Origin of the sequence: Pseudomonas sp. BJa3, from assembly GCF_026343815.1 — a bacterium.
GTDB lineage: Bacteria > Pseudomonadota > Gammaproteobacteria > Pseudomonadales > Pseudomonadaceae > Aquipseudomonas > Aquipseudomonas soli.
On record NZ_JAOXMC010000006.1, the window covers coordinates 25594 to 39664 of the forward strand.

At 64.4% G+C, this 14071-nt stretch carries 12 protein-coding genes; 7 read left to right on the plus strand and 5 right to left on the minus strand.

Annotation, left to right across the window (positions count from 1 at the left end):
* Nucleotides 1-44 precede the first annotated feature (44 nt).
* Together OH705_RS08510 and OH705_RS08515 are read right to left on the minus strand one after the other, a co-directional pair.
* Entirely contained in the window at nt 45-677 is a 633-nt protein-coding gene (locus tag OH705_RS08510; RefSeq protein WP_172670942.1) for a response regulator transcription factor, read from the minus strand.
* Nucleotides 671-3073 (minus strand): PAS domain-containing sensor histidine kinase, encoded by a 2403-nt coding sequence (locus tag OH705_RS08515; RefSeq protein ID WP_094011462.1) that lies wholly within the window; start codon nt 3071-3073, stop codon nt 671-673. Before OH705_RS08515 ends, OH705_RS08510 begins: the two co-directional genes overlap by 7 nt.
* A gap of 95 nt (nt 3074-3168) precedes the next feature.
* On the opposite strand from OH705_RS08515, the gene OH705_RS08520 reads away from it, so the two are divergent.
* Entirely contained in the window at nt 3169-4173 is a 1005-nt protein-coding gene (locus tag OH705_RS08520; RefSeq protein WP_094011463.1) for an alpha/beta hydrolase family protein, read from the plus strand.
* 51 nt (nt 4174-4224) lie between these two features.
* Here the strand turns inward: OH705_RS08520 and OH705_RS08525 are convergent, their stop codons facing one another.
* Genes OH705_RS08525 through OH705_RS08535 form a run of 3 tightly spaced genes read right to left on the minus strand, consistent with a single transcriptional unit; the run spans nt 4225 to nt 6678 of the window.
* A complete protein-coding gene (locus tag OH705_RS08525; protein ID WP_038707236.1) occupies nt 4225-4989 on the minus strand; it encodes a TerB family tellurite resistance protein in 765 nt (254 codons plus the stop codon).
* 1 nt (nt 4990) lies between these two features.
* Nucleotides 4991-5662, minus strand: coding sequence for an N-acetylmuramate alpha-1-phosphate uridylyltransferase MurU (murU, locus tag OH705_RS08530; RefSeq protein ID WP_267301843.1), 672 nt, complete (start codon nt 5660-5662; stop codon nt 4991-4993).
* Entirely contained in the window at nt 5659-6678 is a 1020-nt protein-coding gene (locus OH705_RS08535; RefSeq protein ID WP_267301845.1) for an aminoglycoside phosphotransferase family protein, read from the minus strand. The genes murU and OH705_RS08535 overlap by 4 nt, the downstream gene beginning before the upstream one ends.
* 132 nt (nt 6679-6810) lie before the next feature.
* On the opposite strand from OH705_RS08535, the gene OH705_RS08540 reads away from it, so the two are divergent.
* The 6 genes from OH705_RS08540 (at nt 6811) to OH705_RS08565 (ending at nt 14070) form a co-directional block, all read left to right on the plus strand.
* The gene (locus OH705_RS08540) at nt 6811-9621 is read left to right on the plus strand and encodes an LPS-assembly protein LptD (protein ID WP_267301847.1); all 2811 of its coding nucleotides are present in this window, start codon (nt 6811-6813) and stop codon (nt 9619-9621) included.
* The gene (locus OH705_RS08545) at nt 9602-10921 is read left to right on the plus strand and encodes a peptidylprolyl isomerase (RefSeq protein ID WP_023630735.1); all 1320 of its coding nucleotides are present in this window, start codon (nt 9602-9604) and stop codon (nt 10919-10921) included. Before OH705_RS08540 ends, OH705_RS08545 begins: the two co-directional genes overlap by 20 nt.
* Nucleotides 10918-11907 carry a 4-hydroxythreonine-4-phosphate dehydrogenase PdxA gene (pdxA, locus tag OH705_RS08550; protein WP_094011467.1) on the plus strand — a complete coding sequence of 330 codons (990 nt, stop codon included), beginning with the start codon at nt 10918-10920 and terminating at the stop codon, nt 11905-11907. The genes OH705_RS08545 and pdxA overlap by 4 nt, the downstream gene beginning before the upstream one ends.
* The gene (gene rsmA / locus OH705_RS08555) at nt 11904-12695 is read left to right on the plus strand and encodes a 16S rRNA (adenine(1518)-N(6)/adenine(1519)-N(6))-dimethyltransferase RsmA (protein ID WP_094011468.1); all 792 of its coding nucleotides are present in this window, start codon (nt 11904-11906) and stop codon (nt 12693-12695) included. Before pdxA ends, rsmA begins: the two co-directional genes overlap by 4 nt.
* Nucleotides 12696-12832: 137 nt before the next feature.
* The gene (gene apaG, locus OH705_RS08560) at nt 12833-13213 is read left to right on the plus strand and encodes a Co2+/Mg2+ efflux protein ApaG (RefSeq protein WP_023629263.1); all 381 of its coding nucleotides are present in this window, start codon (nt 12833-12835) and stop codon (nt 13211-13213) included.
* Entirely contained in the window at nt 13213-14070 is an 858-nt protein-coding gene (locus OH705_RS08565) for a symmetrical bis(5'-nucleosyl)-tetraphosphatase (protein ID WP_104444579.1), read from the plus strand. The genes apaG and OH705_RS08565 overlap by 1 nt, the downstream gene beginning before the upstream one ends.
* The last annotated feature ends 1 nt before the right edge of the window (nt 14071 follow it).

Here is a 14071-nt window from a genome sequence, read left to right on the forward strand (position 1 = left end):
CCTGCGGTGAGATCGCGTAAAAGCCATTGTCGTAACCAGAACACTCACACTAACTTGTGCTCCATGGCGTATTTCACCAGCTCCGCCAGCGAGTTGACCTTGAGCTTCTGCATCAGCCGCGCCTTGTGGGTGCTGATGGTCTTGCTCGACAGCGCCAGTTGCAGGGCGATGTCGTTGACGTTGGCGCCTTGGGCCAGGCGCTCGAACACCGAGAACTCACGCTCGGACAGCAGGGTGTGCAGCGGCCGGGTTTCGGTCAGGCCCACCTCGAATACCATGCGGTCGGCCAGGGCCGGGTCGATGTAGCGCCCTCCCCCCGCCACTCGACGGATGGCCGTGAGCAACAGCGCCGGATCGCTGTCCTTGGTCGCATAGCCCGCCGCTCCGGCCTTGAGCGCCCGCGCCGCCATCTGCGCCTCGTCATGCATCGACAGCATCAGGATCGCCGGCGGGTTGTTCAGCGCGCGGATCCGCGGGATCGCTTCCAGGCCATTCACCCCAGGCATGGAGATATCCAGCAGCACCACCTCGCAGGGCGTGTGGCGCAGGGTCTCCAGCAACTGCTCGCCATTGCCCGCCTCGCCCGCCACCTGCATGTCCTTGGCCAGGCCGATCAATTGCTTGATGCCTTCCCGGACGATGGTGTGGTCTTCCGCCACCAGCACTCGAATCACGATTGTTTCTCCTGCTTCAAAGGAATCGCCACGCTCAGGCTGGTGCCCTCGCCCGGCTCGCTGTCCAGGCTCATGCTGCCACCGTGCATCAGCACCCGCTCACGCACACCCACCAGGCCGAACGAAGTCGGCCGCGCCGCCTCCATGGCAAACCCCACGCCGTCGTCGATCACGGTCATGCGCAACTGCCCGGCCTCGTGAACCAGCTCGATCTGCACCGTGTGCGCCTGGGCATGGCGCATGACGTTGGTCAGCGCCTCCTGCAAGATACGGAACAGGCCGATGGCCTTGGCATCGCTCAAGGGTGGCAGATTGTCCGGTACCTGCACCAGGCAGGGGATCTGCGTGCGAGCCTCGAAACGCCGCGCCTGCCACTCGATGGCCGAGGCGATGCCGGCGTCGAGGATAGGCGGGCGCAGGGCCGTAGCCACGTCGCGTACCAGCTGGAACAGCTGGGCGATCAGGCGCTTCATGCTGGCCAGGCGCTCGTTGAGGGCGGGATCCAGTTCGGCGAAGGCAAGCTCGCACATCGACACCTCAAGCTTGAGCACCGTGAGCATCTGCCCCAGTTCGTCGTGGACTTCGCGGGCAATCCGCGCCTTCTCCTCTTCGCGCACGCTTTCCAGGTGCGCCGACAACTCGCGCAATTGCTCCTGGGACCCGGCCAGCGCCAGCTCGGCCTGCTTGCCCTGGGTGATGTCCCAGACCACGCCATCCCACACCATGCGCCCATCGGCCAGGCGGCGAGTGGTCGCCTTGATGTCGGCCCAGCGCTGCTCGCCCTGGCGGGTGAGGATACGCCCCTGCCAGGACCAGTCCCGGTCGCTGGCCAAGGCCAGGTCCTGGACCCGATGGTAGTCGGCGCGATCCTCCGGGTGGACCAGGTTGCGCAGCCCCATCTGCGGGTGCTGGATCGCCGCCGGGGTGTAGCCGACCAGCGCCTCGCTGCCTTCGCTGATGTAGGGAAATTCCGGGTCGCCTTCGGCCGGATCGCGCTCCAGGCGGAACACCAGCCCCGGCACGTTGCCAGCGATCCCCTTGAGCCGCGCCTCGCTTTCGCGCAACGCGGCCAGGTCGCGCCGGCGCTCGGTGACGTCGGCGAGGAACACCACCAGGTACTCGGCATCGCGAAAACGCAGGAACGACAGCGACAACTCGACCGGGAACAGGCTGCCATCGGCGCGCCGACACTGGCTTTCGAACTGCTGTTCGCCGCCATCTCCGGTACGGGCACGCTTCCACAGTTCCAGCCAGCGATCCATCTTCAGGTTCGGCTCGATAACGACCAGTGGCAGCTCCAGCAACGCCCCCTCGGCAAAGCCCAGCATGCGCTCGGCGGCATGGTTGGCGTAGCGCACATGGCTGTCCCAGTTGACCCAGAGGATGCCCACCGTGCTCTGGTCGATGGAAAACTGACTCAGACGCAAAGCCTCCTCACGCACCTGGCGCTCGACCAGGCTCTCCCGGGCCGCCAGCAACCCACGCTCCAGGCCGCGCTGCTGACGACGCTGCCAAGCCAGGGTGGCCAAGGCGCACAGCAGCAGCAGGCCGAACAGCAAGGCCAGGTTCTGCCAGAACCCGGCGGATTCGGAGAACCGTGGATACCTGGGCTGCAACCAGCGCTGGTGCATCTGCTCCAGAGTCTTGGCCGGCAGGACCTGCAAGGCACGCTCAAGAATATCGGCCAGCATTGGCCAATCGCGCCGTGAGCCGACCCGCAGCAGTTGCGGCAGACCGATATCACCCACCACCGCGAGGTCGGCGAACTCGCCTTCGCGCGACAGCCGGCTGAGCTGCGCCTCGTCCAGCACGGCGAAGCTGGCCTGCCCGCCCAACACCAACTGCAGGGCCTCGCGCTCGTCGGGTACACCCTGCAGGTTCAGATTGCCGTAGTTGCCGCGCAGGTAATCCGCCAAGGTACCGGGCATGCGTACCGCCACGCGGTCATTGGCGTTCAGTTTTTCCAGTTCCACGGCTACCGCGCCGCTGCGCATCCCCACCACCAGCTGCGGCACACGCATGTAAGGGTCACTGAACAGCCACAGCCGCAGGCTGGTCGGCGTTTGCATAAGGCCTGGGGCGAAATCGATCTCGCCCGCCTGCAAGGCATGCTCAAGGGCGGCCTGATCGGCAAAGCCGCGCCAGGTCAAATCCAGGCCCAACGCCTGGGACAGGGCGCCGACCAGTTCGACGTTGGCCCCGTAGAATTGCTGCAGGCGGCGGTCGAACTGGGCATAGGGCGCCTGCAGTACCAGGCCGACGCGCAAGCCGCGGTGTTCGTCCAACCATTGCTGCTGGGCTGGATCCAGTACCACTGCGGGCGGCGCCGGCGGCTTGGCCAGGGCGATCAAGGGTAGACACAACCAGCCGATAACCCACAGGCAACGCACTCGCTTCATCTCTACGCTCGTCTTGGCAATGACGGCCACCTGGCGTGGCCGTCGCGGGCAAATACCATTAGGCTGCCGGTATGATTCTGGCCTTGGATTGATCGATGTTCACACTTTATCGCACGACGCTGGCAATGTTCTGCCTGGCTTCGGCCCTGCCGTTCGCGGCTCAGGCCGACGACGCCGAGAAACCCGAAGCGCCCGTCGAGGCGGCCGCCTCCGCCCCCGCTCCGCGCCCACCGCTGCTCGAGCGTAGCCAGGACGATGCACTGGCCCTCGAGCGCCAGGTACCCAAGGCAGAACAACAGACCTTGCAGGCCAATGGTGAAAACTTCCTGGCGCTGTGGAAGCCGGCCAACGACAGCGACCCGCAAGGCGCGGTGATCATTGTCCCTGGCGCGGGCGAAAGCGCCGACTGGCCGACCACCGTTGGCCCGCTGCGCCGTGGTTTCCCCGATGTCGGCTGGGGCACCTTGAGCCTGAGCATGCCCGACCTGCTGGCCGAGCGCCCGCAGGCGCGGGTCGAGGCCAAGCCTGCAGTCGAACCGAAAAAAGAGGACGGCGAGTCGGCTCCGGCCAAGGACACGCCTGCCGATGCCAACGCCAACGTCGCCCAGGCGACCGCGCCGGAAGCGGATACCGCCGAGAGCACCGACGCGGTCGAAGCCGACGAACACACCAGCGAGGAGGACGCCGAGCGTATCTTCGCCCGCCTCGACGCCGCCGTGGCCTATGCCCAGCAGCAGAAGGCGCGCAGCATCGTGCTGCTGGGCAGCGGCAGTGGCGCATACTGGGCCGCGCGCTATCTCAGCGAGAAGCAGCCGCCTCAAGTGCAGAAACTGGTGATGGTCGCCGCGCAGACACCGGCGCGGGTCGAGCATGACCTGCTGAGCCTGACGCCGACCCTCAAGGTGCCGACCGCCGACCTCTACTACGCCACCCGCACAGCCGATCGGCTCGCGGCCCAGCAGCGCCTGCAAGCTAGCAAGCGGCAGAAGAGCAGCCTGTACCGACAGCTTTCGCTGATGGCCGTGCCTGGCAACAAATCGGCGGAGCAGGAACAACTGTTGCGTCGGGTACGCGGCTGGCTGACGCCGAAGGCAGAGTAAGAGTGACCGCGCCTGCCTACTCCGGCAGGCGCGACCTTGCCCACAATGGCGTTACAAGCCCCGCCGCTTGCGGATCATGGCATAGGCCTGATGCAGCTCGCGGGTAAGCTCGGTCGCCTCGCGCACCTTCGCTTCGCTGGCGCCACTGCCCACCAGCTTGTCCGGATGATGCCGGCTGAGCAATCGCCGATAGGCCTGCTTGACCCGGTCGGCCTCGGTGTCCGGCTCCACCCCCAGCAACCTCAGCGCCGCCGCATAGGTCATGACGCCACCTTCTATCGACGACCGGCGAGGCTCATACTCCAGCGACAAGGCCTGCACCTGGTTGCGACTGAGCCCCAGTTGCTGGCCCCAGCCCAGCAACAGGTCGCGTTCCTGCCGCCCGGCCTTGCCGTCGGCCCAGACCATGCGCCAGCAGGCGCGCAAGGTACCTTCGGCGCCGTGGGGCTGCACCCTGATACGGCGCAGGTAGTGCCCCAGGCGCTCCTTGCCCGACTTCCCGCGGTTGAACGCGGCAATCGCTCGCATCCGAGCAGGTTCCGCCAGGTCCAGACGGGACATCTCCTGTCGCGCCTGCTGGATGTGACCCTCGACAACCCTGCCATCACTCTTGGCCAAGCGGCCGAGCAACACAAACAACAACTCTTCGTCACGCAGCGCCGGGCGCCCGCCCAGGCGCTCGCGCACGTCTTCCCAACCCTGCAGCCGCAGGCGCCGATCCATGGCCTGGCCCAGCAGCGCCCCCAGCAACGCGCCGGGGATGCTGGCCACGGCGAAACCGGCACCGGCACCAATCACTGTGCTCGGCCACCACATATCAGGCACGCTCCCCGATCAGGCGCTCGACATCGGCCAGACGCTCGAGGGTGCCGACATCGATCCAGTGGCCACGGTAGTGCTCACCACTCACTCGACCGTCGGCCATGGCCTTGCGCAACAACGGGGCCAGTTTGAATGCGCCGGGCTGGCAACCTGCGAACAGCGCCGGGTCCAGTACAGAGATACCACTGAAAGTCAGCGTTCCCGGGGCGTCATCGCCATCGCTCACCTGCCCGTCCGCCAGGCGGAAGTCGCCACGGCCGTGGTGGCCGGGGTTGTCCACCAGCACCAGATGCGCCAGGCCGTGCAACGGCGCATTCAGGCCGGCGAAGTCGTAGTCGGTCCAGACATCGCCATTGACCAGGATGAACGGCGCATCACCCAGCAACGGCAGCGCCTTGAAGATCCCGCCACCGGTCTCCAGCGGTTCGTCCTCCGGCGAATAGCTGATCACCAGGCCGAAGCGGCTGCCATCGCCCAGGTGATCCTCGATCTGCTGGCCAAGCCAGGCGTGGTTGATGATCACCTCGCCAATACCGGCACGGGCCAGCGCCTCGAGGTGATACTCGATCAACGGCTTGCCGGCGGCTCGCACCAGCGGCTTGGGCGTGTGCAGGGTCAGCGGGCGCATGCGCTCGCCCTTGCCTGCCGCCAGGATCATCGCCTTCATGAACGCGCCCCGGCCTGGAGTTCGGCAATCAGCTGGCCCAGCTCGGCCAGCTCAGGCCGGCGGCTGATCACCTCATCTATATAGGCAAAGAAACGCGGCACGTCGGCCAGGTAGCGTGGCTTGCCGTCGCGGTGGCAGATGCGCGCGAAGATACCGATCACCTTGAGGTGGCGCTGCACCCCCATCAGGTCGCTGGCACGCTGGAAGGCTTCGAAGTCTGCCTGTACCGGAATCCCGGCGGCCTGCGCCTTGCGCCAGTAATCACGCAACCAGCCCTCGATGCGGGCCTGGGGCCAGCTGAGGAAAGCGTCCTTGAATAGGCAGGTGATGTCGTAGGTGACCGGGCCATAGACCGCATCCTGGAAATCCAGCACGCCTGGATTTTGCGCACTGTGCATCAGGTTGCGCGGCATGTAGTCGCGGTGCACCAGTACCTTGGGCTGGGCCAGGGCACTGTCGATCAGCAGCTGGCTGACCCGCTGCCAAATGGCCTGTTGCGCGTCGCTGAAGCTCAGGCCAAGCGCGCGGCCCACGTACCACTCGGGGAACAGCTCGACCTCACGGCGCAGCAGGGCGACATCGTAGCTGGGCAGTGGCGCGTCCATCGGCAAGCGCTGGAACGCCAGCAGCGCATCGATGGCGTCGGCGAACAGGGCATCGGCATTGCCCTGATCAATGATGTCCAGGTATGTCTGCCGGCCGAGATCCCCCAGCAGCAGGAAACCGCGCTCCAAGTCCTGGGCATGGATGACCGGCACGTTCACGCCGGCCGTGGCCAGCAAATGGTCGATGTCGACGAACGGGCGGCAGTTCTCCTGGGGCGGCGGCGCATCCATGATCACGAAGCTGTGCCCGGCGCCCTCCCAGCGGAAGTAGCGGCGGAAACTCGCATCGCTGCTGGCGGCGGTCAGGCTGCCGGCGGGCACTTCGCCCCAGGCATTGGTACGGAAGAGGTTCTCCAGTTGCCCGGCAAGCCAGGCGGTCAGTTGTTGCAGGCGTACATCGTGATCGGGCATTACAAGGGTTCTCCGACGGCCCTAGCCGTCAAGCGGGTCATGCTTTATTATCCAGCATCTTTTTCAGACCATCGAGAGGCGTGCGGCCCCCACACGCGGGCAGATGGCACGCAGGAAGCCCGGACTAATAAGATGGCATTGAAATCCCCCGCGTTTCGTAGAAAGTTTCCGTTGCTCGTGACTGGCGGTTTGCTGGCCCTGCAACCCCTGGCCACGTCGTACGTGGTAGCGGCCGAGCAGTTCGACTGCCAAGTGTCCGCTTCCGGTGGCTGGGACTGCAAGCCCAAGACCGCTGCCAACTTGCCTCCGCGCCCGGTACACCCGGGCGCTGCCGCGGCCAGCACGGGTGCCGAGGCACCCGGCGAAGTCGCCGCGACCGAGGCCGACAAGCCGATGCTGGTCACCGAGGCCAAGGGCCGCGGCCTGAAGTCGCGCAGCGAAGACTACAGCCATCTGGACTGGGTCCCGCGCGAGAAGCTCACTGCCGCGCAGCTGGCCGAGACCGGCCCGTACTGCGGCGGCGCCTACATCGAGCCGACCCGCCCGGGCATGAACGACTCCACGCCCAAGGACGAGTCGCCGACCTACATCAACGCCAAGGTCTCCAAGTACCAGCAGGAGCAGCAGATCGCCACCCTCGCCGGTGACGTGGTCATGCGCCAGGGCAGCATGCAGGCCGAAGCCGACGAAGCCAACCTGTACCAGGCCGAAAACCGCGGCGAGCTCAAGGGCAACGTCAAGATCCGCGACAACGGCTCGCTGGTGGTCGGTGACGAAGCGCAGATCCAGCTCGATACCGGCGAGGCCCGGGTCGACAACGCCGAATACGTGATGCACAAGTCGCACATCCGCGGCAACGCGCTGTACGCCAAGCGTGCGGAAAACGCCATCATCCGCCTCAAGGACGGTACCTATACCACCTGTGAGCCGGGCAGCAACGCGTGGCAACTCAAGGGCAACAACATCACCCTGAACCCGGCCACCGGCTTCGGCACCGCGACCAACGTGACGCTGCGGGTCAAGGATTTCCCGGTGTTCTACACACCGTACATCTACTTCCCGATCGACGACCGTCGCCAGTCCGGCTTCCTGCCGCCGTCGTTCAGCTCCAGCAGCGACACCGGCTTCATGCTGGTCACGCCGTATTACTTCAACCTGGCACCGAACTACGATGCCACGTTGTACCCGCGCTACATGACCAAGCGCGGCATGTTGATGGAAGGCGAGTTCCGCTACCTGACCAAGTCCAGCGAAGGGCAGTTCGGTGGTGGTTTCCTGAACGACAAGGACAACGACCGCGAGCTGCAGACGGACTACAAGAAAGATCGCTGGATGGTCAACTGGCAGCACAAGGGCGGCCTGGACGACCGCCTGATGGCCGAGGTTGACTACACCGATATCAGTGATCCGTTCTACTTCCAGGATCTGGAGTCGGACCAGATTGGCGTGGAAAGCCTAGATGTGGTCAACCAACGTGGCACGCTCACGTATCGTGGCGACGGCTATACCGCCGCGTTGAACCTGCATGCCTATGAGATGGCAACCATTTCGCAGATCACCCCGTATGATCGCTTGCCGCAACTCACCCTTAATGGCATGCTGCCATTCCACCCAGGCGGCCTGGACTTTGGGTACGAAACCGAAGCGGTACGCTTCGATCGCGACCTGAAGAACGACTTTGTCCTCGGCAAGGATGGCAATCCTGATACCTCGGCTGGCACCGCAGGTCGTCGCCTGGACGAAAACATCTTTGGCGTCGCTCGCTCCAATGGTACTCGCCTCAACCTTGCACCATCGATGAGTCTGCCGCTCGAGGCCAGCTACGGTTACATCACGCCGAAGTTGAAGTACGTCTATACACATTACGACCTCGACCTTGATGGCAAGGGTAAGCGAGACCTGATCGACAACCCGGATATGACCAGGTTGTATGGCGACTTCAAGAGCAACCAGAACCGCGACATCCCGATTTTCAGCGTTGACAGCGGCTTGTATTTCGACCGTAACACCCAACTGTTCGGTACCAACTATCGCCAGACGCTTGAACCTCGCCTGTTCTATCTCTATGTGCCGTACAAGGATCAGACCGACATCCCTCTCTTCGACACCAGCGAGGGGACGTTCAACTACTCGACGCTGTTCCGCGAAAACCGCTTCTATGGCAGTGATCGTATTGGCGACGAGAACAAGTTGTCGCTGGGCGTGACCAACCGCTGGATCGAAGATAACGGCTTCCAGCGCCAGCGTTTCAGCATTGGCCAGGCGTTCTACTTCAAGGATCGCAAAGTCCAGCTTCCAGGTATCGACTATCGCACTCGGATGGACAGCAAGTCGGATGTGTCACCATATGCCCTGGAATACGAATACGCCTTCAACCGCGACTGGCGCTTCAACTCGGAATACAACTGGGACCCGGACACTCATAGCCCGCGTTCGGGCAGCGCAATGTTCCACTATCAGCCTGAGGACAACCCCAACAAGGTCGTCAACCTAGGTTATCGCTATCGTAACGACCTGATCACCTACGACTCGCAGACCGGTAACTGGAGAGTCGGCGGTGGCGACTACGGAACACCGGGCACACCGGGCTATATCAAGGACTACTACAAGATCCAGCAGCACGACTTCTCGGTCATCTGGCCAATCGTGCCGCAATGGAGCGTGATCGCTCGCTGGCAGCATGACTACAACCGCAACCGCACCCTGGAAGCGATGGGCGGCTTCGAGTACGACAACTGCTGCTGGAAACTGCGCCTGATCAACCGCTACTGGATGGATTACGACGATTTCAGCCAGGCCGTCCCGAACAACGAAAAGGGCGACCACGGCATCTTCCTGCAGATCGTGCTCAAAGGGCTCGGTGGTGTAGTCGGCAACAAGGTCGAATCGTTCCTGGACCAAGGCATTCAAGGTTACCGTACCCGTGAAGAGCAAGCTTATTGATCGTCTGCGCCCGCTGATGCTGGGCGCCGCATTGTTGAGTGGCGCGGTGCATGCCGCGGTACAACCCATCGACCGCATCGTGGCCACCGTCGACAACGACGTGGTCATGCAGAGCCAACTGGACCAGCGCGTTCGCGAAGTGCAGCAGACCATCGCCAAACGTGGCGGCGGCGTGCCGCCCACCAGCGCACTGGAACAGCAAGTGCTGGAACGCCTGATCGTCGAGAACCTGCAACTGCAGATCGGCGAGCGCTCAGGCATCCGCATCACCGACGAAGAACTGAACCAGGCCGTCGGTACCATTGCCCAGCGCAATGGCATGTCGCTGGAACAGTTCCGTGCAGCCCTGGCCCATGATGGCCTGTCGTACGATGACGCCCGCGAGCAGATCAAGCGCGAGATGATCATCAGCCGTGTGCGCCAGCGCCGCGTGGCCGAGCGCATTCAGGTGTCCGAGCAAGAAGTGAAGAACTTCCTCAACTCGGACCTGGGCAAGATGCAATTGTCAGAAGAATACCGCCTGGCCAACATTCTCATCCCGACCCCGGAAGGTGCCAACTCGGAGGCAATCCAGGCTGCAGCGCGTCAGGTAGGTGATGTCTACCAGCAACTCCGTCAAGGCGCGGACTTCGGCCAGATGGCCATCGCCCGCTCGCGCAGTGAAAATGCCCTGGAAGGCGGCGAAATGGGCTGGCGCCAGGCAGGCCAACTGCCTCCAGACTTCGCCAAGATGCTCAGCGGCATGGCGGTCGGCGATATCACCCAGCCAATCCGCATCCCCACCGGTTTCATCATCCTCAAGCTGGAAGAGAAGCGCGGCGGGAGCCAAAGCGTGCTGCGCGACGAAGTGCATGTTCGCCACATCCTGATCAAACCGAGCGAAATCCGCAGCGAAGCCGCCACCGAGCAACTGGCCGAGCGCCTGTACGACCGCATCCAGAACGGTGAAAACTTCGCCGATTTGGCGAAGAGCTTCTCGGAAGACCCGGGCTCGGCACTCAACGGCGGCGATCTCAACTGGGTCGACCCGAACAGCCTGGTACCTGAGTTCCGCGAGCAGATGGCCAATGCCGAGCAAGGCGTGGTGACCAAGCCGTTCAAGACCCAGTACGGCTGGCATGTGCTGGAAGTGCTTGGCCGCCGCGCCACCGACAGCACCGAACAGGCTCGCGAGCAGCAGGCCATGAACGTCCTGCGCAACCGCAAGTATGACGAAGAGCTGCAGAACTGGCTGCGCCAGATCCGCGACGAAGCCTACGTTGAAATCAAGCTGCCTGGCGCCGACCAGGCCGCCCAGTGAAACCCCTGCGCTTCGCCGTCACCCCCGGCGAGCCTGCCGGCATCGGTCCCGACCTGTGCCTGCTGCTCGCCACCGAGGTACAGCCCTACCCCCTGATCGCCATCACCAGCCGTGACCTGCTCGCCGAGCGGGCCACGCAGCTGGGCCTGGACGTCAAGCTGATCACGGTTGTGCCGACCGCCTGGCCGGAGCAACCGGCTGCCGCCGGCAGCCTGTATATCTGGGATACCCCCCTGGCCCGCCCGGTGACAGCCGGGCAGCTGGACAAGGCCAACGCCGCATTCGTCCTGGAAACCCTGACCCGTGCCGGGCAAGGCTGCCTGGACGGGCACTTCGCCGGGATGATCACCGCGCCGGTGCACAAGGGCGTGATCAACGAAAGCGGTATCGCCTTTTCCGGGCATACCGAGTTCCTCGCCGACCTCACCCACACCACGCAAGTGGTGATGATGCTGGCCACCCACGGGCTGCGTGTGGCACTGGTGACCACCCACCTGCCACTGCGGGACATTGCCGAGGCCATTACTGGCGAGCGCCTGGAGCGCGTCACCCGCATCCTGCATGCGGACATGCGCGACAAGTTCGGCATCGCCAACCCACGCATCCTGGTCTGCGGGCTCAACCCGCATGCCGGAGAAGGCGGCCACCTGGGCCGCGAAGAAATCGACATCATCGAGCCGGCGCTGCAACGCCTGCGTGCCGAAGGCATGGACCTGCGCGGCCCACTGCCGGCCGATACCCTGTTTACCCCCAAATATCTGGAGCACTGCGACGCGGTGCTGGCGATGTACCACGACCAAGGCCTGCCCGTGCTCAAGTACAAGGGCTTCGGCGCCGCGGTCAACGTGACGCTGGGCCTGCCGATCATCCGCACATCGGTCGACCACGGCACAGCCCTGGACCTGGCCGGCACCGGCCGGATCGACACCGGCAGCCTGCGCGTCGCCCTGCAAACCGCCTACCAGATGGCCGAGAACCGACCATGACCGAGCAATACCAACACCGGGCGCGCAAGCGCTTCGGCCAGAACTTCCTGCATGACGCCGGAATCATCGACCGTATCCTGCGGGCGATCAACGCCAAGGCCGGCGAACACTTGCTGGAGATCGGCCCGGGCCAGGGCGCCCTGACCGAGGGCCTGCTAGGTAGCGGCGCACAGCTGGACGTGGTGGAACTGGACAAGGACCTGGTGCCGATCCTGCAACACAAGTTCGCTGGGCGCGACAACTTCCGCCTGCACCAGGGTGACGCCCTGAAGTTCGACTTCAATCAGCTGGGCGTGCCCGAGCGCAGCCTCAAGGTGGTGGGCAACCTGCCCTACAACATCTCCACGCCACTGATCTTCCACCTCCTGGCCCATGCCAACCTGATCCGCGACATGCATTTCATGCTGCAGAAGGAAGTGGTCGAACGCATGGCCGCAGGTCCTGGCGGCGGTGATTGGGGCCGCCTGTCGATCATGGTGCAGTACCACTGCCGCGTGGAGCACCTGTTCAACGTCGGCCCGGGTGCCTTCAACCCGCCACCCAAGGTGGATTCGGCGATCGTGCGCCTGGTGCCCCACGAAGTGCTGCCCTTCCCGGCCAAGAACCCCAAGCTGCTGGAGCACGTGGTGCGCGAAGCCTTCAACCAGCGCCGTAAGACCCTGCGCAACACGCTCAAGGGCGTGCTCGACAGCCAGGCCATCGAGGCCGCTGGCGTCGACGGCAGCTTGCGCCCCGAGCAGCTCGACCTCGCCGCCTTCGTGCGCCTGGCCGACAAGCTGGCCGAATAGCAGGCCTGACCGAGCCTGCGCAGGACAAGCCCGTCCCACCCTGGGGGTGGGCTTGCCCCGCGCTCAGGCATGACTGGCCTCCACCCCCGCCAATGGCCTAGACTGCGTTATTGCGTCAGTTCGCCCAAGGCCCTTGCATGTCCGACCCCCGCTACCAGATCGACGTCAGCGTCGTGACCCGCTATCTCAAAGAACAATCCGACCCCGAAAGCAGCCGCTTCGCCTTCGCCTACACCATCACCGTGCAGAATAACGGCACGCTCAAGGCCAAGCTGATGTCCCGCCACTGGCTGATCACCAACGGTGACGGCGAAGTCGAGGAGGTGCGCGGTGCCGGTGTGATCGGCCAACAGCCGCTGATCGAGCCAGGCCAGAGCCACACCTACAGCAGCGGTGCGGTGATCAGCACCCGCGTCGGCACCATGCAGGGCAGCTATCAGATGTTCGCCGAAGACGGCAAACGCTTCGATGCCCAGATCGCCCCGTTCCGCCTGGCCGTGCCCGGGGCGCTGCACTGATGGCCACCTATGCCGTCGGGGACCTGCAAGGCTGCCTGCAACCACTCAAGTGCCTGCTCGAGCGCGTGCGCTTCGACCCGGCTGTCGATCGCCTGTGGCTGGTGGGCGACCTGGTCAACCGTGGCCCAGAGTCCCTCGAGACGTTGCGTTATCTCTACTCGATCCGCCATGCGCTGGTCTGCGTGCTGGGCAACCATGACCTGCACCTGCTGGCCGCCTGGCACAATGTCGAGCGCCTGAAGAAAAGCGATACCCTGCGCGAAGTCATCGAAGCCCCGGACGCCGACCAGCTGTTCGACTGGCTCCGCCAGCAGAAACTGCTGCACTACGACGAAGCCCGCGGCATCGCCATGGCCCATGCCGGCATCCCGCCGCAGTGGACCCTGGGCAAGGCGCTGGAGCTGGCGGCGGAGGTCGAGGAGGTGCTGCGCGACGACAGTCGCCTGAAACTGTATCTGGACGGTATGTACGGCAACGAGCCGAACAAGTGGAGCAAGGATCTGGCCGGCGTCGAACGCCTGCGAGTGATCACTAACTACTTCACCCGCATGCGCTTCTGCACCGCCACCGGCAAGCTCGACCTCAAGAGCAAGGAAGGCGCCGACAGCGCGCCCAAAGGCTATAAACCATGGTTCGCTCACCCGGACCGCCGCTCGCGCCATGTGAAGATCATCTTCGGCCACTGGGCAGCCCTCGAAGGCCGGGTCGACGTCCCCGGTGTGATTGCCCTGGACACCGGCTGTGTCTGGGGGGGCGCGATGACCCTGTACAATGTCGACAGCGGCGAATTCCACCGCTGCGACTGCACCCGCGAAGGCACACCTCGCCCGCCGGCATCTCTCAACGATCAGCCATGAA

Coding starts and splice junctions, on each gene's coding strand:
- OH705_RS08565 (WP_104444579.1), top strand. CDS start 13,213: ATGGCCACCTATGCCGTCGGGGACCTGCAAGGCTGCCTGCAACCACTC.
- OH705_RS08535 (WP_267301845.1), bottom strand. CDS start 6,678: ATGCCCGATCACGATGTACGCCTGCAACAACTGACCGCCTGGCTTGCC.
- OH705_RS08520 (WP_094011463.1), top strand. CDS start 3,169: ATGTTCACACTTTATCGCACGACGCTGGCAATGTTCTGCCTGGCTTCG.
- murU (WP_267301843.1), bottom strand. CDS start 5,662: ATGAAGGCGATGATCCTGGCGGCAGGCAAGGGCGAGCGCATGCGCCCG.
- OH705_RS08525 (WP_038707236.1), bottom strand. CDS start 4,989: ATGTGGTGGCCGAGCACAGTGATTGGTGCCGGTGCCGGTTTCGCCGTG.
- apaG (WP_023629263.1), top strand. CDS start 12,833: ATGTCCGACCCCCGCTACCAGATCGACGTCAGCGTCGTGACCCGCTAT.
- OH705_RS08540 (WP_267301847.1), top strand. CDS start 6,811: ATGGCATTGAAATCCCCCGCGTTTCGTAGAAAGTTTCCGTTGCTCGTG.
- rsmA (WP_094011468.1), top strand. CDS start 11,904: ATGACCGAGCAATACCAACACCGGGCGCGCAAGCGCTTCGGCCAGAAC.
- OH705_RS08515 (WP_094011462.1), bottom strand. CDS start 3,073: ATGAAGCGAGTGCGTTGCCTGTGGGTTATCGGCTGGTTGTGTCTACCC.